The organism is Deinococcus planocerae (genome assembly GCF_002869765.1).
Lineage (GTDB): Bacteria > Deinococcota > Deinococci > Deinococcales > Deinococcaceae > Deinococcus > Deinococcus planocerae.
The window spans coordinates 95811-118465 of sequence record NZ_PNOR01000012.1; the positions used below are offsets into that span (position 1 = coordinate 95811).

Here is a 22655-nt window from a genome sequence, read left to right on the forward strand (position 1 = left end):
GGGTGACGGGCGGGCGTTGTTCCCACCCGCGGCGGCGCGCACAATGGGGGCACGACACCGCCCCGACTCCGGGCCGTCCACACCTTCCGGGGCGCGGGCGGGGAAAGGACAACCTTGCGCCCGCATCCCCTGACCCTGGGACTCGCCGCCCTCCTGACCGCCGCGCTCGCCACGGCGCCCACGTCTCCCTCCACCCCGGGCGCCCCACCCGGTCTGGCCGCCTCGCCGCCCGTGCGGGAACTCGCGCTCGCCGCCGCCCCCGACGGGTCGCTGGTCCTCGCGGTCGTCGCCGACGAGGGCACGTACAGCAGCGGGCGCGGCACGTTCGTCGCCCGGCAGCTCACCGCGTGGCGGCACGCGGGCGGAACGTGGACGGCGCTCGGCGGCCCCCTCAACTACGACCACCCCCGCCCGGTGTCTTCCCTGAACCTCGCCCTCGACGAGCGCGGCACCCCCGTCCTCGTGTGGAACGAGAATTACGGCGACAACGACATCGTGGTCTTCCGCGCGTACCAGGGCGGCGCGTGGACGGACTGGCGCACGCGCTACCTCGGCGACGACCTGCCCTATGCGGCCCGGACGCGGGCGGTCGCGGCCCGGCAGGGCGAACCCGTCCTCGCCTGGGGCGAATACCTCCGCAAGCCCGACGGCAGCCGCCTCACCGTGCGGACGTGGGACCCCGCGGCGAAGGTCTGGACCCGCAGCGCGCCCTTCAACGACCTCCGGGCCTTCTCGCGCACGCCCGCCCTCGCGCTGGGCCGGGCGGGGCGGCCCACCGTCGCGTGGTTGCAAGGCGAGGTGCTCGCCAGCCGCGTGCTCGCCGCGCGCTGGACCGGGGAGCGCTGGGAGCCCCTCGGCGGGGCGCTGAACCGCACGCCGAACACCTACGTCGCCTCCACCCGCCTCGTGCTGGACGCGCAGGAGCGCCCCGTCGTCGCGTGGCTGGAGGACGCGGGCGGTCAGGACGCCCTCTTCGTCTCGCGCTGGACCGGGAGGGGCTGGGAGGCGCTGGGCGGGAGGCTCGGCACGGGCTCGGCCTCTGCCCCCTCCCTGGCGCTGGACCAGGGCGGTCGCCCGGTGCTCGCCTGGGTGGAGGAGCGCGGCGGCCTGGGCCGGGTGAGGCTCGCCCGCTGGACGGGGGAGGGCTGGCAGGACCTCGGGACGGTGAATCGGGACCAGGGGCGCGACGCCCGCTCGCCGTCGCTGGCGGTGGACGCCTCGGGGGCCGCCGTACTCGCGTGGCGGGAGGACGTGGGCGGCGTGTACCGGGTGCAGCTTCGGCGCTTCGGCCCCTGACGGGCTCAGCGAGAGGACGTGCCTTTCGCCCGCGGCGGCGCCGTCGAGGCCCGCACGACGAGTTCGACGGGCAGGGTCACCGTCCGGGCGGGCAACTCCTCGCCCCGCAGCGCCCCCAGGATCAGCTCGCCCGCCCGGCGTCCCATCTCTGCCTTCGGGAAGCGCATGGTCGTCAGGGGCGGGTTGAGGTAGGCGGCGCTGGCAACGTCGTCGTAGCCCACCACCGAGACGTCTTGCGGCACGCGCAGCCCCGCCTGATGGACGGCGTGGCAGGCCCCCAGGGCGAGCAGGTCGTTGTGGGCGAACACCGCAGTCGGCGGATCGGGCAGGGCCAGCAACCCGCTCGTCACCCGGTGGCCCTCCGCCAGGGTGGCGCCGCACTCGACCACCAGCGCCGGGTCGTAGTCGATGCCCGCCTGCGAGAGCGCCGCCCGGTAGCCGCCGACCCGCTCCCGGCTCAGGGCGCTCGTCGGCGTCTCCCGCAACAGGGCGACGCGGCGGTGGCCCAGCCCCAGCAGGTGCTCGGTGCCGACCTGTCCTCCCCGGAATTCCTCGATGGCGACGCACGCCACGCCGGGCACGTCGTGTTCGAGGAGGACGACCGGAAGCCGGGCCTGGAGGATGGGCCGCAGCAGCGCCGCCGGGTCCGAGTGCGCAATCACGACCAGCCCGTCCACCCGCCCCGCCCGCAGCGCCTGGACGTACCTCTCCTCGCGCCCCGCCTCGCCCTCGGAGTTGCACAGCAGCACCACAAAGCCCTCCCGGTGGCAAGACGTTTCGAGCGCGTGGGCCACCTCGGCGTAGAAGGTGTTCGTGATGCTGGGGATGAGCAGCCCGACCGCCCGACTCTGCCGCCGGCGCAGGCTGCGCGCCACATCGTTCGGGTAGTACTCCAGTTCGTCGATCACGGCCTGCACCCGGGCGCGCGTCTCGGGCGACACCGGGCGCGGCCCGCCGTTCAGGACGTACGAGACGGTCGCCACCGACACGCCCGCCCGCTCGGCCACGTCCTTGTGGGTCACGCGGCGGGTCCGGGTGCCGGGAGCAGAGGTCCGGTCCACCCCGGAAGCTCTGGAGGTGGGTCGGGTCACCGGGGTCCCTCGGTCGCCCCCACAGGACCGGCCCCGAGAGCCGCGGCGCGGCGGCGCCCTGGCCCCCCCCGGGGGCGGACGGCAGTGGGAGCCACCGGGCCTGCGCCCTCCACACGCTCGGCCACGCTTCGGGGGACACGGCGGGGCGGGAGACGGGTCACAAGCCGATGCGCCGAAGGTACTCGCGGTTGCGCCGCGCACTCTGGGCCGGGCTCCCCAGGCCGGGCAGCACGTCCTGCTCCACCACCACCCAGCCCCCGTAGCCGTTCTCCCCCAGTTGCCTCAGCACGGCGGGGAAGTCCACGCTTCCCTTCCCCAATTCGCAGAAGACGCCGTGCCCGACCGCCGTCACGCCGTCCCAGCCCTCCCGGCGCGACCGCTCGGCCACCCCCGGGTCCTGGTCCTTGAAGTGGACGTGCCAGATGCGGTCCCGGTAGCGCCGCAGCCCCTCCACCGTGTCCCCGCCCGCGAAGGTGTAGTGCCCGGTGTCGAAGCACAGCCCCATCACCTCGGGGTCGGTCAGGCTCAGGAAGCAGTCCACCTCGGCGGGCGTCTCCACCCAGGTCCCGATGTGGTGGTGGAAGACGGTCCGCAGCCCGGTCTCCCGCATGACAGCCTGCGCGACCCGGTTGGCTCCCTGGGCGAAAACCTCCCACTGGCTCTCCGTCATCCCCATCTCCGGCGCGATGCGGCCCGCGTTCAGCGTCCGCACGGGGTCGGTGTAGGGATCATTGCCCAGCACCACGACGGCCTGTGAGCCCCCCACCGCCGCGAGGAGGCGGGCGGTACGGACGGCCTCGGCCTCGCTCCGGGCGTGGCGGTCCGGGTCGTGCAGGGACACGCTCACCCACGAGCCGAGGAGCTTGAGCTTGCGGGCGCTCAACTCCCCGCTCAGCGTTGCCGGATCGGTGGGCATGAAGCCCCAGTCGCCCAGTTCGGTGCCGACGTAGCCGGTGTCGTGCATCTCGTCGAGGACGGTGGCGTACCCGCCGCGCTCGCCCTCGATGTTCTCGATCACACCCCACGAGCAGGGGGCATTGGCAACTTGAATCATGGACGCTCCTATCTGTTCTCCCTTTTCCCTTGCGGGGGACTCGGAGAGCGGCTTGCGGGGGCAGGGTTGGAGAGAGGGAGCTGGGACGCTCGGCGCCGCAGCCTGGCAGGTCAAGGGGGAGGAGCCTCCGAGGCCGGTTGAGACGAGTCCTCCCGGACCAGCGTCTCGTCTTGCCCGCCCGCCTCATGAAGGGGTTCTCCCCGGCGCGCGGCTCCGAAGGGCAAATCCATCGCCCGGCCCCCCCAGTCCTGACGCATCCAGCCCCAGGCGGCCTCGTCCACGGGCGCTCGGCTGCGCTCCTCACCCTGCGCCTCCCCCGCCATGTAGTTGAGGTAATAGACGTTGCTGCCCGGCGCGGCGGCCACCGGGTGATACCCCCGCCGCGACAGGATCAGGTCGCCGTCCCGCGCGAGAAGGAGTTCGTCCTCCCCGTCCTCCGGGCTGTAGTTGCGGTGGACCGCCCAGCCCCCCGGGGGCGAAACCCGGTAGTAGTACGTCTCCTCGATGTAGAGGGACCCCAGCCGCCCGTCGTGGCGGTGGGGAGGCCAGCCGCTCCAGTTCCCGCTGGGCGTGTAGACCTCGTACAGCAGCAGGCGCTCGGCGGGGAGGTCGGGGCCGAGGATGTGGCTCACCTGCCGGGTCGCGTTCGCGCCGCCGCGCAGTTCCACCCGAATCTCTTCAGGGCGGATCAGGCGGACGGGCAAGCGGCCCTGGGCGGGGGCTCCGCCTATCGCGTAGGTGCTGTCCTGCGTGGCGGTCAGCGTGTAGCTCGTGCCCGGCGGCAGGTACAGCACGTGCGGAAGCTGGGTGAAGACGCTCTCGCGCCGCAGGGTGTAGGTCTCTCCGTTCGCTGAAGCGGTGAGGTCGCCCTCCTGCGGCACGAGGGCCATCTCCAGCCCGCCCGTCTCGCCCGTCCGCGTCTCGCCCGCCCCCAGGTGCTCCACGCGGAAGGTGAGGTACTGCCACCCGGCGCTCTCGGGGGTGATACCAGGGTGCGTGTCTGAGGTCGTGGAAAAGTGGTTCGTTCCCGTCACGTCGTCACCTCGCCCACCCGGGCGCGCGGGTTGAGGAGTTCGAGGTATGGGGCGGTCGTCCGCTCCACGGCGGCGCGGACGGCGGCGTACCCGGCCCGGTGGGAGGTCAGGCCCGGCGTCTCGTCGCTCCAAACCTTCCTGACGGCACGGTAGAGGGCGCTGCCGATGTTCACCTTCACCACGCCGCAGCTTAACGCCGTCCGCACGTCGTCCGGGTGGATGCCGCTCCCGCCGTGGAGGACGAGGGGACCCTGCACGGCGTCCGCCACCGCACGCAGCAACCCCAGGTCCAGCCGCGAACTCTGCCCGTGCTCGCTGCCCACCGCGCAGGCCACCATATCCGCCCCCGCTTCGCGGAGCCCCCGGGCGTGGTCGGGGTCGGTCGCCTCCAACTCGTTCTGTTGCCCCGGAATGCCGAAGCTCTCCGCGCTCACCTCCAGCGAGGCCCCGGCGGCGTGGGCGATCTCGGCAAGCCGTGTCGTGAGGTCCAGCACCTCGGGGAAGGCGTAGTCCTGCCCGTCGAACATGACGGAGGAGTACCCGGCGCGCAGGCATCCCACCGCCATCTCCAGCCCGCGCCCGTGGTCGAGGTGCAGGGCGACGGGCACGCTCACCTCGTCGGCGAGGGCGCGGACGGTCTGCGCGAGGACGTGCGCGCTCGCCTGCTCGATATCCGCCGGGTAGGTCTGGAGGATGACGGGCACGCCTGCCTTTTCGGCGGCCTGCACACAGCCTTTCGCCATCTCCAGCGAGCAGAAGTTGAAGGCGGGCAGCGCGTAGCCTTCCCGGTACGCCGCCTGAATCAGCGGGCGAGCGTCGGTGACGTAGGGCATTCCCAGCCTCCCTTCTCCTCCACGAAAGCGTCCACCTCGACCTGGGTGGGTGTGAAGTCTGCGCAGCCGATCCGGTTGACGACGATGGCCCCGCAGGCATTCCCCAGCCGCGCGCTGCGAAACCAGTCCCAGCCCCGCAGCCGCCCCGTGATCAGCCCGGCAGCGAAGGCGTCCCCCGCCCCCAGCACGCTGACGACCTCGACGGGGAAGCCGGGGACATTGAGCGCCGCCTCCCCCGCCCGGTGGACGGTGCAGCCGCGCTCGCCCTCCTTCACGACGACGGTGGACACGCGGGACAGCAGCGCCGCCGTGTTCGCCGCCACGTCGCCGCGAATCTCGGGGGCCGTCATCTGGTTGTGGCGGATGGTGATGTCGGCAGGGTCACGCAGCATCGCCGCGTTGATCTCTTCTTCCGTGCCGATCACCACGTCCACGCCCGGCAGCAGCGACCGGATGGTCAGCCCGAAGGCGCGCGGGTCGTGCCACTGGTTCGCCCGGAAATCGAGGTCGAGATACACGGGCACATCCGCCGCCTTCGCCCGCTCACACGCAAAGAGGACGGCGCTGCGGCTCGGCTCCTTGGACAGCGCGGTCCCGTTGACGACGAGAGCCCGGGCCTCTTCGATAGGCACCGCTTGAATATCGTCGATGCCGAGTTGAATGTCTGCCGCGTTGTCCCGGTAGAAGGTGATGGGGAAGCGGTCGGGCGGCTGCATGGCGAGGATCACGGCGCTCGTCCGGGTGCCCGCCTTGCGCGGGATGTAATCGGTGCTCACACCCTCGCGCTCCAGCCCGGCGAGGATGAAGTCACCTACCTGGTCGTCTCCGACAGCGGTGACGAGGGCCGCCTCCACGCCCAGCCGGGAGGCGCCGACCGCGATGTTGAGGGGACTGCCGCCCAGGTAGGCGCCGACCGTGCGGACCTCGGGAAGAGGCTTGCCCACGTCCTGCGAGTACAGGTCGATGGAACTGCGCCCGATGGTGATGAGGGCGGGGGTTGGGGATTGGGGGGGATCGGTCATGGTGGGATTCGCTTTCGTGGACAGGCAAATGGGTGGCTGAATTTTTGTGCCCCTCCCCCTTGAGGGGGCAAGTTGGGAGGGGGTGAACGGGCCGGGCATCCGAGCCGGTGGAAAGGGAGAAAGCATCCTTTTTGCGGTGGAGCCGGTCACACGCCCCCTCACCCCGGCCCTCCGCTACGCGGCTCTTCGAGTCACCCACGAGGGGAGAGGGAGAAAGATTGCTCTTTTAGCTCCTCTCCCCTTGTGGGGGAGGCTGGGAGGGGGGTAAACGCAAACCTCATCCCCAGGCCACTTAACGCCCAACCCCTTCAACCCTTCAGAACGTCCGGCTCCACTCGCGCGGCCAGCGCTCCACCACGACCTTCGTCTCGGTGTAGAACTCGACCCCGTGGCGGCCCTGCGCGTGCAGGTCCCCGAAGAAGGAGTCGCCCCAGCCCGAGAAGGGGAAGTAGGCGATGGGCGCCGCCACCCCGATATTGATGCCGATGTTCCCCGCCCGAGCCTCGTGCCGGAACTTGCGGGCCGCCGCGCCGCTGCCCGTAAAGAGGCTCGCCTGGTTGCCGAAGGCGCGCTCGTTGACGAGCCTCACGGCCTCGTCCACCGTCGCGGCGTGCATCATGCTCAGGACCGGGCCGAAGATCTCCGTGCGGGCGATTTCGCCCTGCGGGGGCACGTCGTCGAGCAGCGTCGGCCCCACAAAGTAGCCCCCCTCGTAGCCGGGGACCTTCGCCCCGCGACCGTCCACGATGGCCCGCGCGCCCTCCTGCACGCCCTTCTCGATCAGGCTCTCAACTCGCTCCTTGCTCCCCTCGTTGATCACCGGGCCCATCTGCACGCCGTCGTCGAAGCCGTACCCGACTCGGCGGCTTTGCGCGAGGTCCACCATCAGGTCGGTGAAGTCCTTGCGGGCATCACCCACGGTGATCGCCACGCTCGTTGCCAGGCACCGCTGCCCCGCGCAGCCGAAGGCGCTGTCGGCGAGGATCGTTGCCGTCATCTCCATGTCCGCGTCGGGGAGGATCACCGCCGGATTCTTCGCGCCGCCCTGCGCCTGCACGCGCTTGCCGTTCTTCGCCCCGCGTTCGTAGATGTAGCGGGCAACCGGGGTCGAGCCCACGAAGCTGATCGCGCGTACCTGCGGGTGGTCGAGGAGGGCATTCACCACGTCCTTCCCGCCGTTGACGAGGCTGAGAACGCCTTTGGAAAAGCCCGCCTTCTCGATCAGCTCGAACAGCTTCGCACTCGTCAGCGGCACCCGCTCGCTCGGCTTGAGGATGAAGGCGTTGCCGGTCGCCACCGCGTAGGGCAGAAACCACAGCGGGATCATCGCCGGGAAATTGAAGGGCGTGATCGCCGCGACGACCCCGAGGGGCTGGCGGAACATATGCTCGTCGATGCCGCGGGCGATGTTCTCGTTGTTCACGCCCTGCATCAGCATCGGGATGCCGCTCGCCACCTCGATGTTCTCGATGCCACGCCGAATCTCGCCGATGCTCTCCGCGCGGGTCTTGCCGCACTCGTCGGTGATCGTGCGGGCGAGGTCCTCGATGTTCTCCTCGATCAGCGCCTTGAGCTTGAAGAGGGGCTGGATGCGGTCGCCGACGGGCACCTCGCTCCACTCGCGGAAGGCGGCCTGGGCGGCCTGCACGGCGCGGTCCACCTCCTGCGCGGTGGTCAGCGGCACGTCCGCGAGGGTCTGGGCGGTCGCGGGGTTGATGACGGGCTGCGCCTCGCTGGAGCGGGAAGGCTCCCACTGGCCGCCCACGAAGTTCTGGAGCCGGGTTTGCGTCTGGGTCATGGTTCGCCGTCCTTTCGCCGCGCCGGGCGGGTCAAACTTCCTGTTTGCTGCGGGTCGGGGCGAAGTAGGCGCGCTGGGCCCCCACCTTCTCCTCGTAGTGCTTGCGGGTCTGCTGGACCTGCTCCTGCTCGGACACTTGGGCGATGGGCACGTCCCACCAGGAGTCGAAGCCGGGCACCCGCTCACGCAGGTTGACGGGCACGACGATGACTTGGACGCCGCCCTGCTGGCCTGCGTTTTTGAGGGCCGTCTCTAGGTCGGCCAGCGTCTCAGCGCGCACCGCCTGTGCCCCCATGCCCCGCGCGTGCATCACGAAGTCCACGTTCACGACCGGGCCGTCCGTCCGCCCCGTCTCCGGGTTGCGGTGTCTCAGCTCGTTGTTGAAGCTGGGGCTGCCGCATTCCATCTGGAGGCCGCGAATGCTCATATACGCACGGTTGTCCACCAGCACGACCGTCAGGTTCAGGTTCTCCGCGACCGCCGTGACGATCTCGGAGTTCATCATCAGGTACGAACCGTCCCCGATCATCACGACGACGCGGCGATCCGGCTGGGCCAGGGCGACGCCGATCCCGGCGGGAATCTCGTAGCCCATGCAGGAAAAGCCGTACTCGACGTGGTAGGACTTGGAATCCGTGGGCCGCCACAGGCGCAGCAGATCGCCCGGCATACTCCCGGCGGCGCAGATGACGGTCGTGTTCTCGCCCGTGACGCTGTTCACCGTGCCGATCACGGCGCCCTGGGAGGGAGGCGTGCTGCCCGTGTCGGCGCGCTGGGCGTCCACGAGGCCGTGCCATTCGGTGATGAGATCGCTGGCAGCGGTGCGGGTGGCCGAGGCCGTCCCCGCCCAACCTTCCAGCGCGGCCTGAAGCGCGTTCAGCCCCTCCCGCGCATCTGCAACGAGGCTCAGCGCCCCCAGCTTCGCCGCGTCCATCGGGACCACGTTCAGGCCGATAAACTGCACGTCCGGATTCTGGAAGGCCGTCTTGCTGGCGGTCACGAAATCGCCCAGCCGCGTCCCAATCGCCAGCACCACGTCCGCCTCGCGCGCCAGGCGGTTCGCCGCGCTGCCGCCGATGGAGCCGACGGGCCCGGCGTTCTGCGGGTGGTCCCACACCAGAGAGCCCTTGCCCGCCTGCGACTCGACGACGGGGATGCCGAACGTTTCGACGAACTGCGCGAGTTGACGCTCCGCCCCGCTGTAGATCACGCCACCGCCTGCCACGATGAGGGGACGCTTGGCCTTCCGCAGGAGTTCGGCAGCCTGCCGCACCACCTCCAGTTCGGGCGGAGGGCGGCGCACCCGCCACACCCGTTCGGCGAAGAAGCTCTCGGGCCACTCGAAAGCCTCGGCCTGCACGTCCTGGGGCAGGGAGACGACCACCGCGCCCGTCTCGGCGGGGTCGGTGAGCACCCGCATCGCCTCCGGCAGGGCGGAGAGAAGCTGCTCGGGCCGCGAAATCCGGGTGTAGAAGCGGCTGACCGGGCGGAAGCAGTCGTTCACGCTCAGGTCGTGCTCCAGCGGGTGTTCGAGCTGCTGCAAGACCGGATCGGGAATGCGGTTGGCGAAGAGGTCGCTGGGCAGGAGCAGCACGGGCAGGCGGTTGACCGTCGCCAGGGCCGCCCCCGTGAGCATGTTCATGCTGCCGGGGCCGATGCTCGCGGTGCAGGCGAAGGTCTGGAGGCGGTTTTTGTGGCGGGCGTAGGCGGCGGCCACATGGACCATCCCCTGCTCGTTCTGCGGGCGGTAGGTGGGAAGGCCGAGTTCATCCCCGTACTCTTCGAGCGCCTGACCCAGCCCGGCGACGTTGCCGTGTCCGAAGATGCCCCAGACACCGGGGATGAGACGTTGCCGCACTCCATCCCGCTCGCTGTGCTGCGCGGCGAGGAATCGCAGGGCGGCTTGCGCGACCGTCAGACGAACCGTGTTCACAGGGGGGCCTCCTCCGTTCCTCGGATCGCGGGCACCGGGGGCTTTCCGCTCTCAGTCGGCACCAACGACCTCCGGTGCGGCGTCCTCGCGGTAGAGGGCGGGCGTCTCGGGTGTCGGCACCTGCACGGGCTGGCCGGTGTTGAGCGCCTCGATACAGGCGTCGGTCACCACTTGTGAGACGTACCCGTCCCACGCGCTCGCGCCCCGGAAGGACGTACCTGTCTGCACCGACTCGACCCACCCCACCAGTTCGTCCACGTACGCCTGCCGGAAGCGGTCGAGCCAGATCTGATCCACGTCGGTGGCGCTTTGCCCGTTCAGACGGACCACCGCGTCGGCGGGCTGGGCCGTGGTCACCGTGCCCGTTTCCCCCACGACCTCGGCGCAGACCTCGTAGCCGTACCCGGCGGCGGACGTGACCTCGACCGTGGCGAGGCAGCCGTCTGTGAGCGCGAGTTGGAGGAGCAGCATGTCGACCGTCTCCCCCGAGAAGTGGGGCCGGGTCCGCACCCCGCGCACGAAGACCTCCGTGACCTCCTGACCGAGCAGCCAGCGCGCCGAGTCGATGTCGTGGACCGCCGAGTTGGTGATGACCACCCGCCCCGGGAGGTGCGTGGGCACCTTCGCGTTGCGGTGGGTGCCCTTGAACATCAGGCCCCTGCCGACCTTGCCCGCCCGCACCGCCCGCTCGACGGCGAGGTGCTGGGGGTCGAACCGCCGCATCAGCCCCACGGCGACGAGCCGCCGCCCCAGGGCCTGCTCCGCCTGCACGAGGTGCCACGCGTCCTGGGCCGTCTCCGCGAGCGGCTTCTCGCACATGACCGGCTTGCCCGCCTCCAGGCACGCCCGCACAAAGGCCGCGTGCGTCGAGTCGGTGGAGGCGATCAGCACCGCGTTCACCGTGGGGTCCTCGATGAGCTGGTACGGGTCGTCGAAGACGGCGGCCCCCCCGCACTCGGCGGCGACCCGAGCGGCGCGGTCGCGGTCCACGTCGGAGGTGCCCGCGACGGCGGCGCCGGGGACGAGGCGGTGGAGGTTGTGCGCGTGGCGGGTGCCCATGCCCCCGGTGCCGATCACGCCGACTGCGATGGTCTTGTGCATGGCTGTCCCTCTCTGGCAAGAGTCCTGTGGTGGGCCTGGATGCTCGGGCGGTCTTCCGCGGCCCGAACCCCTCCCGGCGAAGAGGGGCCGAGCACCTCCCGACAGATTCTAATCGATTAGAAGAGGCGGCAGATGCAGGTGGGATTGTCAACGCGGAGCCTAGGGAAAAGGCGACTGGGAGTGTGCGCGGCGAGCTGGCCGTCGCGTGCAGGCGTGGGGACCCCGGGAGTGTGGCGCCGGAGGCGGGCCACAGCGTGGGGTCCTTGCGGCAGGCCCTCCTTACCCGGCGCGTGGCCGACGAGATGTGGGCGCGCGGGGATCACGCGGGACGCCCGGGGCGAGCCTCGGGGGTTCGACGGCGGCACGTCCTCCTGCGCGCTGCGAGGCGAGGCGTCCGCTGGTGATCAGGCGGACCCTCCGGGTTGCCGGGGCCAGCACTTCACCCTGGCCCCCGCGTCGTGATGGCTGATGAAAAAGCCGGAAGGGGAACCCCGGCGTCCGACCGCCCGGCTCCCCCTCCGTCCAGCTCTTCGGTGCTCCTGCCGCCGGGTCGTGGGCCCGGTCAGTGGGTCACCACCTGCCGCAGCAGGTACTTGACGACGCCCGCGCTGCTCGCCTCGCGCAGGAGGCACGCGTACAGCACCTCGCCGTCTTGCGCGAGGAGCAGCGTCCGCCGACCGTATTCCAACTGAAGAGTTTGGATGGCCTGCCCCCCGACGCGCTCTCCCAGGACCTGGGCCGTTCCCAGGTAGAAGCGGGCGTAGGTTCCCACCTCCCCCGGCAGCGCCTCCCCGACGTGGGCGAGCACGGTGCCCTCCCGCCCGTAGGCGGCGGCGCTCACCAGGCCGGGCGCCTCGGCGAGTTGCCCGAGCAGGGTGGCGTGCCGGGACGGGGCAGCGGGCTTGGGAGCCTCGGCGGGCGCCGGGGAGGGGGCCGCGGGCGCGGGCGGGGTCAGGCCCTCGGTCGCCTGGGGGCTTCTCAGGGCGCGCTGCACCACCGGCAGCAGGCCGCCCGAGGTGAAGGGCTTTTTCAGGAGCCCGGCGGCCCCCGCCTCCTGGGCCTGGCGGTACATGCCGTCGTTCACGACGCCGCTCATCAGGAGGACGGGCAGGCCCGCGTGCTCGGGCCGGGTCCGGAGTTCGTGGCAGAGTTCGAAGCCCCCCATCCCCGGCATCACGATGTCGGCGATCACGAGGTCGACGGTGGGGCGGCCCGCCAGGAGGCTCAGGGCGTCTTCCGCGCTGGGGGCGCCGAGCACGGTCAGGCCGTGGGGCGAGAGGCTGAATTCCAGCGCCTTGCGGACGCTGACGCTGTCGTCGACGACGAGAACTTCGGGCATGGGACTCCTTGGTGGGCAGGGAAAGGGCGCCTCAGCCGTGGGCCGCCCGCGCGTGATCGAGCTGCACGGTGGCCTCCAGCATCAGGTGTTGGGTGGAGGTGGTGATCGTGTGGGGTAGCCCCCGAACCTCGCCCTGGCGCAGGGGATGGAAGGTGAAGGGAACCCCGGGGGTCGCCTCGGTCAGCGCGTAGGTGCGCGAGAAGGCCGCCTCGCCGCCCAGACCGCCGCACTCGGCCCAGACGACCTCCCCGTTGTCGAGCACGAACTGTGCGGTCAGGTCGCCGAGCTGCACGGTCAGCCGCCCGCTCTTGCGCATCTGGTTGAGAAAGGTCAGCAGGTCGAAAAACCCGATGAGTTCGAGCGTTCCCTGAAGCCCGGCGCCGCCCTCGTCCAGGGGCTCGTCGGGCGCAGGGCCCTCGTCCGCCGAGTCGTCGAGGAGGAGATCGTCGGTGAACGGGTCCTCGTCCCCCACGGCCTCGGGGGGCTGCGGGGCCTCGGGGAGGCGGGGGCCCAGCCGCTCCAGGTGCCCCTGCACCACGCCGATCATCTCCTGCGGGGAGAGGCCGGGGGCCTGCCACAGGTCGAGGGGGCCGGTAAGGCGAGGCGGCTTTTCGCGCGCGACGAGCAGAAAGGGGCAGGAGGCGGTCGCCGGGTCGTTGCGGACGATCTCGAGGAAGTCCTCGCCCCCCATGTCGGTCAGGGTCTCGTCGCAGACGATCAGATCGGGCACGTTGCGTTCCAGCCGCGTGAGGGCGTACAGCGCCCCCTCGGCGAAGCTCGCCTCCAGGCCGCGCCCGGTGCCGAGCAGGGCGTGGGCGCGGCCCCGCGCGAAAGACCCCATCACGAAGAGCACGCTGCGAGGAGCGCTCACGGGGCCCCCCCGGCGCAAAGCTGCCCCAGCCGCCGCAGGAGCAGCGTCTCGTCCACGGGTTTGCTGAAGTAGTCGGTCGCACCCAGCGCGAAGGCCAGCCGCTGGTGTTTCTCGCCCGCCCGCGTCGTCATCACCACGACCGGGGTTCCGGCGGTGACCGGGCGGGCGCGCAGGGCCTCGATCAGTTCGTAACCGTTCATGCGGGGCATCTCCAGGTCGCTGAGAATGAGGTCGAAGGCCGGGTCCTGGGTCAGCAGCTCCAGCGCCGCCTGCCCGTCGGCGGCGGTCACGACCCGGTAGCCGCCGCGTTCGAGCATCCGCCCCACCACCCGGCGCACGCTCACCGAGTCGTCCACGAGGAGCAGCCGGGCCTGCTCGCGGGCCGCCTCCGTCCCCGTCCGGGGCGCCCACAGCCGCGGCTCCCCCGCCAGGCGTTCGAGCCCCCCCGGGTCGAGCAGCGGCACGACCTCCCCGCCGCTCGTGACCGTCGCCCCCGCCAGGAAGGGCAGGCTGGCGAGCAGCGGCTCGAGCGGGCGCAAGGAGACCTCCTCGATGTCGAGGAACTCGTCCACCTCGACCGCCGTGAACCCCGAGGCCGTGGAGAGCACCGCCACCCGCCGGGGCCCGGGCCCGTCCCCCTCCGGCAGCCCCCACAGGGGACGCAGGGGATGCAGGGAGACCCTTTGCCCCTCGTACAGGACCCGCTCGCCCGCCGGGGTGTCCAGCACCTCTTCCGGGTCGAGTTCGCGCAGGGCCGCGACGCTGTTCGTGGCGAAGGCCACCGTCTGCGGCCCCACCCGGGCGAGCACGATCTCGGCGACGCGCACGGTGAGGGGCACCCGCAGGGTGAAGGTGGTTCCCTCGCCGGGGCGGCTGCGGATCAGGAGTTCCCCGCCCAGGCGGCGGACGTTGCTCGCCACCACGTCCATGCCGACCCCGCGCCCCGCCTCCGCCGTCACCTCGCGGGCGGTCGAGAGGCCGGGGAGCAGGATCAGGTGCAGGGCGGCCTCGTCGCTCATCGCCTGGAGTTCAGCCGCCGAGCGCAGCCCGCGCGCCAGGGCCCGCTCCCGAACGGCGGCCACGTCGATGCCCCGCCCGTCGTCGCTGACCTCCACGTCGAGGTGGTGCCCGCGCGCCACGGCCCGGACGCGGAGGGTGCCCAGGGCCGGTTTGCCCGCCCGGACCCGTTCCTCCGCGGGTTCGAGGCCGTGGTGGGCCGCGTTCGTGACGAGGTGGAGCAGGGGGTCGGCGAGGCCCTGGAGCACGCCCGCCTCGACCTCCACCCGCTCGCCCTCGGTGATCAGGTGGAGGAGCCCTTCGCGCTCCCGCGCCCAGCGGCGCAACCGGGTGGTGGCCTGCCCGAAGGGCACCCGGCTCGTGCGGGCGACCTCCTGGCGCAGCCGCCGCAGCAGCTTGCCCAGCCGCTCGTTCTCGTCGCGCAGGCTGCCGAGCCCGGCTCCGAAACCGGAGCGCACCTCCCCGAAGTCGGCGGCGAGTTCGGTGACCGCCCGCGCGAGGATGTTGAGGTCGTCGTAGGCGTCGAATTCCAGCTCGTCGAACAGCTCGCCGACGCTGGCGCCTGCCCGGGAGGTCGCGGAATCCTCGCCCGCCCGCACCATGTCGGGGTTGAGGTACCTCTCCTCGAAGTCGCGCACCGCGCGCCCGATGCGGGCGTGGCTGTCCGCCATCGCCTGCGCGAGCCCGGCGAGCCCGGAGAGCGTCTGCCCCAGCCGGGCGCGGGAGACCACGAGTTCGCCCACGAGGTCCATCAGGCCGTCGAGGCGCCCCGGATCGACCCGCACGCTCGCCCGGCGCTCCGGGGTGACGGGCCGCGGCGCCTCGGGCTCGGGGGCCTGGGGGGCCGGGGCCTCGGGCTCGGGGACCTCACCCCCGACGAGCGCGGCGAGCCGAGCGCCCACCCGCGCCAGGACGGGCTTCAGGTTGTCGGGCTCGCCCTCCGCCGCGCGCAGCAGCCGCTCGACCACCGAGGTGGCCTCTAGGAGGGCCTGACGCGCGGGGGCGTCCAGGGCCCGCTCGCCGTCGCGCACCGCCGAGAGCAGGTTCTCCAGGCCGTGCCCGAAGTCGCCCAGCACCTCGAAGCCCACCATGTAGGCGCTGCCCTTGATCGTGTGGGCGGCGCGGAACATCTCGGTCACGTCGCCCGCCTCGCCCGCCTCCAGCCCGGCGCGCAGGGCGCCCAGATGCTCGCGCACCTCGGGGGCGAAGTAGCCCCACAGGTCGCTCTGCCCTTCCCGGAAGGCGCGCAGAGTCGCCTCCAACCCCGCGGGGATGGCCGGAACCTCCGGTCCCTTGGCCCGCTCCGGGGCCGACGGGGCGCGGAAGGCCGTGGGCTGGGCGGCGAGGAGGTCTTGCAGCCGCCGGGTGCCCCCGATCTGGGCGAAGGTGAGGCCCACCTCGCCCTCGCCCTGGCCGCTCGCCACCCCCTCCAGGGCGCCCCGCAGGCACACGGCGACGCTGCCGAGCACGTCCAGGAGTTGCTGCCGCAGCCCCTCGGGCAGCTCGGGGCGGGGTTCGAGGAGACGCTCGCCCAGGGCGGAGAGGCTCGACATCTGCGGGAAGCCGTAGAGGGCCGCGCTGCCCCGCATCCGGTGGTAGAGCACGACGAGGGCGTCCACGGCCCCGGGGTCGTGCCCGGCCCGCAGCTCATTCAGGCGGGATTCGAGCTGGGTCAGGTTCTGCCAGCTTTCGAGCAGGTAGGCGCCCAGCAGATCGGCGGAGTGCGCGGTCATCCCTAGTCCTCCTAACCCGGGAGCCGGAAGCGTTCCAGGCTGCCGCCGAGCTGCCCGGCGAGGGCCTGAAGCTCCTCGGCGGCCTGGCGGCCCCGCTGCACGGACACACTTGACCGCTCGGCGATCTGGGCGATCTCCCCGACCGCCTCGCCCACCTGCTCGACGCCGCGCACCTGCTCGGTCGTGGCGGCGCTGATGCTCTCGGCGAGCTGGGCCGACTGCCGGGCGAGGGCGCCGAGTTCCTGAAGCCTCTCACCGGCGGTCGTGGCGACCCGGTAGCCCGACTCCACCTCGCGGGTGCCGTCCTCCACCGAAGCGACCACCTCCTGGATCTCGCCCTGCACGGTCTTGATCAGGGTGGCGATGCGGCCCGTCGCCTGGGCGCTGTTCTCGGCGAGCTTGCGCACCTCGTCGGCGACGATGGCGAAGCGGCTTCCGGCCTCGCCCGCGCCCGCCGCCTCGATGGCCGCGTTGAGCGCGAGCAGGTTCGTCTGCGAGGAGAGGCGGGTGATGGTGTCCACGATCTCCTGAATCTCCAGCGAGCGGTCCCCGAGGGCCTTGACGCGCTTGGAGATGTCCTGCACCTCGCGTCGGACGTTTTGCATTCCGCCCAGGGTGTCTTTCACGGCGTCCTGCCCCTGCACCGAGGCGCTGAGCGCCTGTTGCGCCGCGGTCGCGCTCGCGGCGGCGATCTCGGCCATGCGGCGGATGGCGCCCGTCACCTCCTGCACCTGCTCACGCACCCGCTGGGCCTCGCCCGCGGTCGCCTCGCTGCCCTGCACGATCTCGCCGGTGGTGCCCAGCATCGCCTGCGCGCCGCCGCTCACCGAGCTTGAGGCGGCCTGGACGCCCCGCAGCACGGTGCCCAGCTCCTCGACCATCAGGTTGATGGAGTCCACCACGTTGCCGAGCACGTCCTCGGAGACGCGCCCGCGCCGGGTGAGGTCGCCGTCGGCAATGTCCATCGTCACGTCGAGGAAGTCGCCGATGTTTTGCTGGAGGCGTTGTGACTCCTCGCGCTCGCGCTGGTTCTTGAGTTCGTTCTCGCGGAGCTGGGCCGCCGTGCGGTTGAAGGTGTTCGCCATGAAGCCCAACTCGTCGCGGGTGCGGACGGGCACCTTCACGTCGAGGTCGCCCTGCCCGAGCGCCTGGCTGGCGCGGGTCAGCGCGCCCAGCGGCTTGGTGATGCTGCGGGCGAGCGCGATCAGGAGGGCGAAGGCGGCCAGCACCACGGCCCCCACGCCGAGCAGCGTGAGGAGGCGTGTGCGCTCGATTTCCTGCCGCCGCTGGGCGAACGTGACGTCGAGGTCGTTGAAGCTGACAGCGAAGAGCTTGCGGTACTCCTCGTTGACCCGGGTGGCGAGCTGGGAGAACGTCGCGGCGCTGAGGGCGGACTTGGGCTGGTTGACGATCTCGTCGCGCGCGGTCGTGAGCAGCGTCTTCAGGCTCAGGTTGGCCTTGTCATCGACGGCCTTGAGTTGGGCGGCGAAGGCCGAGTTGGCCTGCGCGGCGTACGTCAGCGACTGATTGGCGATCTCGTTCTCTTCCTGAACCTTCTCGATCAGGCCAGCGACGCGAACGCGGGTGGCGACGTCGAGTTGGCTGCGGTTGAGCGCCGTCTGTCCCTCGTGGCGCAGCTCCCCGATGGATTCGAGCAACTGGGGCAACTGCCGGGTCGAGGCGAGCACCAGGTAGAAGCTGTCGAGGTTCGGGTCGAGAATCAGCTTGGACTCGTTGGCGATCTCGGTGAGCAGGGGGAGCATGGACTCGTCGATGGCCTGTTCGTGTGCCTCGAAGCTCTGCGCCGCCGTGGTGTTGATGCCCCGGGCCTTGATGGTGTTCCACGCGCGTTCAAGTTGCGCGTAGTCGTCGAGCTCGCCGAAGGGGTCGCCGTTCTGGCGCGCCGCCGCGACCGCCTTTTGCAGGGCGGCGTCGATCTCCCGCGCCTTGGCCTGGGCAGCTTGCAGCGAGCCCACACCCGTGAGCGCGTTGTCCATCAGGCGGCGGTGTTGCTGGAGCTTGGCGAGAACGTCTTGCGCCAGGGCCACGTGGGTGACCCCGCTCTCCTGTTGCTGAAGGAGGCGAATGTCTTGCTGCCCCTGTTGCAGCACGAGCGAGAGCAGCACGCTCAGCGGAATACCGAAGGAAAAGGCGATCAGCGCGAGCTTCTGGCCGACGCGCAGGTTGGCGAGGGGGCCGCCGGCCGCCCGCGAGGTGCGGGAGCGGAGGGAAGACGAGAGGCGGGCCGTCTGGTACTGGAGTTGCATCTGGAAGACTCCTCTTGGGCGGGGCAGGGGGACGGATGGGGAGACGTCAGGCGGCAGGGCTCAGTCCGTACCCTCGGCGGTGAACTCCAGCTCCCCGACGTCGTGCGTGCTGCCCGAATCCATCAGGATGCTCGTCACGGCCAGCCCGATCAGCAGGAAGGTCACCACGCCGATGAGCAGGGCGAGCAGTCCGGTGTCGGCGCCCGAGATGGTGGTGCCTAGCGCTCCAGCGTCCACGACGCGGTGACGCAGGGCCGCCATGCCGGTGTAGTGCATGCTCACGATGGCAAAGCCCATCACCAGCCCGGCCCCGAGCTTGAGGGCGGTCATGACGGCCCGGGATCGGCCCTCGGCCCACTCGCTCGACACCAGCTTGAAGAGGAAGAACGCGGCGACGCTGGCGCCCACGGCGATGAGCACGGAGGCCAGGAAGGGCGCCCAGCTCACGCTCACGGCGGTTCCCGGAATGCGCAGGGCGTACATCCCCAGGTAGTGCATGACGACGATTCCGGTGCCGGCAACGCCTCCCGCCGTCAGCAGCCGCCCGGCGGTCAGGGCGCCCCCGTGCAAGATCAGCAGGGCCGGGTACAGCAGGGCCACCGCCGCCACACCGGAGAGGACGGTCAGCGGCAGGTTGTAGCTGATGGCCGCCGGGACCTGAAAGGCCAGCATGCCGACGAAATGCATCGCCCAGATGCCGTAGCCGATGATGAGCGCCTGCGCGACCAGCCAGAAGCGGTTGCCGGCCTCCGTGGGGCGGCGGCCCGCGCGGGCGGCGAGTTCCAGCGAGACGTAGGACGCGAAGGTGGCGATGACGTAGGACAGGGCGATGTACGTGGTGTTCCACTGATGGGTCAGGGCGTGGTGGGCGTGGTCCATGACTGTTCTCCTTACGGGGGGGGTTGAATCTGGCCTGGTGTCAGGCGCTGGTCAGGAGACCGAGCTGCGCCTGCAAGGTCTGCACGAGCGCAGGCAGGTCGAGGTGGTGAAGGGTCCCCAGGTCGCCTGCGGTGTCCTCGGCGAGCAACTCCTGGGGGGCGGGGGTGAGGGGCGTCCGCGTTTCGAAGCCGAGGACGGCCTCCACGGGAAAGGCGAGGGGTTGTCCCCCCGTTTCCACGAGCAGGGCCAGCCCCGCGCTCGGCTCGGGCTCGCCGACCAGACCGGCGAGGTTGACGAGCGGAACCGGTCGGCCCTGCACCGCGCAGACTCCCAGCAGCACCCGGCGGCTCAGGGGCAGCGCGGCGAGCCGCCCCGGCTCGAAGGCCTCGCGGCTGTGGTCGGCGGGCACGGCGAACACGCGCTCACCGAGGCGAAAGAGCAGGACCCGGCGCCCCTGCACGCGGGATCAGCCCACCACGCGGCGCACGGAGTCGAGGATCTGGGCGGGCGTGTACGGCTTGGTCACGTACTCGCTCGCCCCCTGACGCAAGCCCCAGCGCACGTCGGTGTCGTTGCCCTTGCTCGACACGAGCACGACCTTGACGCCCTGGGTGAGCGCGTTTTTCCTCAGCGCCCGCAGCACCTCGTAGCCGTTTTGTCCAGGCATGACCACATCGAGCAGCACCAGGTCGGGGCGCTCGGCGGCCACCCGGCCCTCCACCTCGGTGGGGTCGCTCACGGTAATGACCTGGTGGGCTTCCGAGCGGAGGATGCTCTCCATCAGGGCGAGATCGGCGGTGGAGTCGTCTGCGACAAGAATCTTAGCCATGCGCTTCTCCTGGGAAGGGGGTGACCCGGCGGGCGGGCGGAAAGGGGCAGAGCCTCCGCTCGCCGAAACCTCGTGTCTGTGGCGGCGGGAGGGCCGCCGGGGCGGACGCGCGTTGGGTGGGCCAGGCCGGAGTGGGGACGGGAGCGGTGGGGGGGTGGCGAGACCTCCTCGCACGGTGGGCGACGTGGCCGGAGCAACCCCGGAACCACACCCGCCCCCGCCTCGGGAGCCCCGGCACCCTGAGGGGAGCGGCCCACACCCCTCCACCAGCGCCGATGGAGCCACGTTAGGTCCCGAGTTCTCACAGCCGCATCACAACCGGCGTGTCTTTCTTCGACGTTAAGACGTCAAAAGCCGGGTTTCCGGCCCCCCGCGCGCCGGGCCGGGGCCGAATCTGTAGCGCTGCGTACACTCTCCGGCCTCCCCCGCCCCCCCGCGAGCGGGCGGCCCGCGGGTGAGATCATCCCGCGGTCAGGAGGGGTGCCGGGCTCAGCGGGTGCGGGTGACCTTGCTCAGCAGCGGCGGGGCGTCGGGGTCGAGGCCGCGGTGCAGGGCCAGGTGCGCCGCGAAAAGGTAGAAGGTCAGCGCGCTGGCGAGGGGGTCGGTTAGGGCGTGGCCGGTGGGAGGCGTTTCCAGGGTGCCTCCCGGCTGGGGCCCCAGGGTCCGCAGGTCCGCCCCCTGAGCGAGCAGCTCCGCGTAGGCCCGCGAGGTCGCCTCCCCCGCCGCGTCCGCGGACGTGAGGCCGAGCAGCGGCACCCCCTCGGCGAGCAGCCGTTTGGGGCCGTGGCTGAACTCCGCCGCCGAGTACGCCTCGGCGTGAATCCCGCACGTCTCCTTGAGCTTGAGGGCCACCTCCTGCCCCACCCCGAAGTGCAGTCCCCGGGCCAGCACGAGCACGTTCTCCGCGAAGCGGTAGCGCTCGGCGAGGTCGCGGGCCTGGACTTCCAGCCCCAGGGTTCGTTCGAGCACGTCCGGCAGGCGACCGAGAGCAGCCGTCAGCTCCCCGTCCGCCGTGAGGTCGGCGATCACGGGCAGGAAGGCGCTCAGGCTGGCGAGGTAACTCTTGGTGGCCGCCACCGCCTGCTCCTCGCCGCAGCGCAGCGGGAGGACGAATTCCGCCTGCCCGGCGAGGTCGCTCTCCTCCACGTTCACCAGGGCGACCGTGGTGGCGCCCCCCTCGCGGGCCATGCGGACGGTCTCCACGACGTCGGGGCTGGCGCCCGACTGCGAGACGGCGATCACGAGCGCGCCGCGCAGGTCGAGCCGCGCCCCGTAGAGGGTGTGCACGCTCGGCCCCAGGCTGGCGACGGGCAGCGAGAGGTGCGTTTCGAGCGCGTACTTGAGGACCGTGCAGGCGTGGTCGCTGCTTCCGCGGGCGACCGTGACGGCGTAGGGGGGGCGTCTGTGGCGCAGCACGGCGGCGAGGGTCCGGCACGCCGCGGCGTTCTCGCGCGCCTGCCGGGCGATGATCTGGGGCGCCTCGCGGGCTTCTCGCAACATCAGGGGTTCGGTCATGGGGTCTCCAGCACGGGAACGCCCGCCACGTACACCTGCCAGACGCTCAGGTCGCGGTCTAGGACGGTGAGGTCGGCGCGCAGGCCGGGCTCCAGGCGGCCCCGGTCGCCCAGCCCCAGCGAGCGGGCGGGCACGTCGCTCAGAATCGCGCTCGCCTCGCCCAGGGGCAGGCCCGCCCGCACGGCGTTTCTCAGGGCCGCGTCCAGGGTCAGCAGACTTCCGGCGATGGTGCCGTCCGCGAGCGTCGCCTTTCCCGCCTGCACCGTGACCCGCTGCCCGCCGAGGTCGCTCTCGCCGTCGCCCAGCCCCGCCGCGCGCATGGCGTCGGTGACCAGCAGCACCCGGCCCGGGGCGGCGGCGCGGGCCAGCCGGAAGCTCGTCTCGTGGACGTGGATGCCGTCGAGGATGACCTCGGTGAAGGCGTGCGGGTCGGCGAGCAGGGCGCCCGCCGGGCCGGGGGCGCGGCCCTCGATCCCGCCCATCGCGTTGAAGAGGTGGGTGGCGCAGGTGCGGGCCCCTACCTCAGACAAGGCCCGCAAGAAGGCGCTCACCGTCTCCGCGTCCGCTCGGGTGTGCCCCACGCCGACACGCACCCCGGCGCGGGCAAAGGCGAGGCCCGCCTCCAGCGCGCCGGACAGCTCGGGGGCGAGGGTCACCGCGCGGATCACGCCCGTCGCCAGCGCCTCGGCCACGAGGTCCGGCGTGGGGTCCACCGCGTGCGGGGGCTGCGCGCCCAGCCGCCCCGGGGAGATGAAGGGCCCCTCCAGGTGCGCGCCGGGGATGTCCGCGCCGCCCTCTACCCCTTCATCCATCACCTGCCGCACGCCCGCGAGCGCCCCTAGAACGTTCGGCCAGGGATTCGTGATCGTCGTGGGCAGCAGGGTGGTCGTGCCGTGCCGGGCGTGGAAGCGGGCCAGGGTCCGTACGCCCGCCGCGCCGTCCATCGTGTCCCCGCCCGCGCCGCCGTGGACGTGGGTGTCGACGAACCCGGGGAGGATGAAGCACTCCCCCGTACCCGAGACCGCTTGCGGCATGACGCTCTC

The 22655-nt window shown here is 71.7% G+C and carries 18 protein-coding genes; 1 reads left to right on the forward strand and 17 read right to left on the reverse strand.

Going from position 1 to position 22655, the window contains the following annotated elements:
* Positions 1–114: 114 nt before the first annotated feature.
* Positions 115–1296, forward strand: coding sequence for a hypothetical protein (locus tag A7B18_RS08895; protein WP_245872804.1), 1182 nt, complete (start codon positions 115–117; stop codon positions 1294–1296).
* A 5-nt stretch (positions 1297–1301) separates the two neighbouring features.
* Here A7B18_RS08895 and A7B18_RS08900 read toward each other — a convergent pair whose 3' ends face one another.
* The 17 genes from A7B18_RS08900 to nagA all read right to left on the reverse strand — a co-directional run.
* Complete coding sequence (locus A7B18_RS08900) at positions 1302–2387, reverse strand: LacI family DNA-binding transcriptional regulator (protein WP_180970080.1); 1086 nt, start codon at positions 2385–2387, stop codon at positions 1302–1304.
* 157 nt (positions 2388–2544) lie between these two features.
* Positions 2545–3441 carry a TIM barrel protein gene (locus A7B18_RS08905; RefSeq protein WP_102126331.1) on the reverse strand — a complete coding sequence of 299 codons (897 nt, stop codon included), beginning with the start codon at positions 3439–3441 and terminating at the stop codon, positions 2545–2547.
* Between the two features lie 110 nt (positions 3442–3551).
* Positions 3552–4475 (reverse strand): 5-deoxy-glucuronate isomerase, encoded by a 924-nt coding sequence (gene iolB, locus A7B18_RS08910; RefSeq protein ID WP_102126332.1) that lies wholly within the window; start codon positions 4473–4475, stop codon positions 3552–3554.
* Positions 4472–5308, reverse strand: a complete 837-nt coding sequence (locus A7B18_RS08915; protein WP_102126333.1) for a class II fructose-bisphosphate aldolase — start codon at positions 5306–5308, stop codon at positions 4472–4474. The genes iolB and A7B18_RS08915 overlap by 4 nt, the downstream gene beginning before the upstream one ends.
* Positions 5278–6330 carry a 5-dehydro-2-deoxygluconokinase gene (iolC, locus tag A7B18_RS08920; RefSeq protein WP_102126334.1) on the reverse strand — a complete coding sequence of 351 codons (1053 nt, stop codon included), beginning with the start codon at positions 6328–6330 and terminating at the stop codon, positions 5278–5280. The genes A7B18_RS08915 and iolC overlap by 31 nt, the downstream gene beginning before the upstream one ends.
* Positions 6331–6646: 316 nt before the next feature.
* Positions 6647–8128 (reverse strand): CoA-acylating methylmalonate-semialdehyde dehydrogenase, encoded by a 1482-nt coding sequence (locus A7B18_RS08925; protein WP_102126335.1) that lies wholly within the window; start codon positions 8126–8128, stop codon positions 6647–6649.
* 31 nt (positions 8129–8159) lie between these two features.
* A complete protein-coding gene (gene iolD, locus A7B18_RS08930) occupies positions 8160–10061 on the reverse strand; it encodes a 3D-(3,5/4)-trihydroxycyclohexane-1,2-dione acylhydrolase (decyclizing) (protein ID WP_102126336.1) in 1902 nt (633 codons plus the stop codon).
* Positions 10062–10112: 51 nt separating this feature from the next.
* Positions 10113–11162, reverse strand: a complete 1050-nt coding sequence (locus A7B18_RS08935) for a Gfo/Idh/MocA family oxidoreductase (RefSeq protein ID WP_102126337.1) — start codon at positions 11160–11162, stop codon at positions 10113–10115.
* Between the two features lie 562 nt (positions 11163–11724).
* Positions 11725–12501 carry a response regulator gene (locus tag A7B18_RS08940; protein ID WP_102126338.1) on the reverse strand — a complete coding sequence of 259 codons (777 nt, stop codon included), beginning with the start codon at positions 12499–12501 and terminating at the stop codon, positions 11725–11727.
* Between the two features lie 31 nt (positions 12502–12532).
* Entirely contained in the window at positions 12533–13372 is an 840-nt protein-coding gene (locus tag A7B18_RS08945) for a DUF4388 domain-containing protein (RefSeq protein WP_146009493.1), read from the reverse strand.
* Complete coding sequence (locus tag A7B18_RS08950; protein ID WP_102126340.1) at positions 13369–16122, reverse strand: hybrid sensor histidine kinase/response regulator; 2754 nt, start codon at positions 16120–16122, stop codon at positions 13369–13371. Before A7B18_RS08950 ends, A7B18_RS08945 begins: the two co-directional genes overlap by 4 nt.
* An 11-nt stretch (positions 16123–16133) precedes the next feature.
* On the reverse strand, positions 16134–18389 hold the full coding sequence (locus A7B18_RS08955; protein ID WP_180970081.1) for a methyl-accepting chemotaxis protein: 2256 nt from the start codon (positions 18387–18389) through the stop codon (positions 16134–16136).
* A gap of 60 nt (positions 18390–18449) precedes the next feature.
* Positions 18450–19268 (reverse strand): MHYT domain-containing protein, encoded by an 819-nt coding sequence (locus tag A7B18_RS08960; protein WP_102126341.1) that lies wholly within the window; start codon positions 19266–19268, stop codon positions 18450–18452.
* Between the two features lie 40 nt (positions 19269–19308).
* On the reverse strand, positions 19309–19728 hold the full coding sequence (locus A7B18_RS08965) for a chemotaxis protein CheW (RefSeq protein WP_102126342.1): 420 nt from the start codon (positions 19726–19728) through the stop codon (positions 19309–19311).
* A 6-nt stretch (positions 19729–19734) separates the two neighbouring features.
* Complete coding sequence (locus A7B18_RS08970) at positions 19735–20097, reverse strand: response regulator (RefSeq protein WP_102126343.1); 363 nt, start codon at positions 20095–20097, stop codon at positions 19735–19737.
* A 489-nt stretch (positions 20098–20586) separates the two neighbouring features.
* Positions 20587–21612: an SIS domain-containing protein gene (locus A7B18_RS08975; RefSeq protein WP_102126344.1), complete on the reverse strand. Its 1026-nt coding sequence runs from the start codon at positions 21610–21612 to the stop codon at positions 20587–20589.
* Positions 21609–22655: N-acetylglucosamine-6-phosphate deacetylase (nagA, locus tag A7B18_RS08980; RefSeq protein WP_102126359.1), on the reverse strand; the 1047-nt coding region annotated here is incomplete at its 5' end. The genes nagA and A7B18_RS08975, both read right to left, overlap by 4 nt.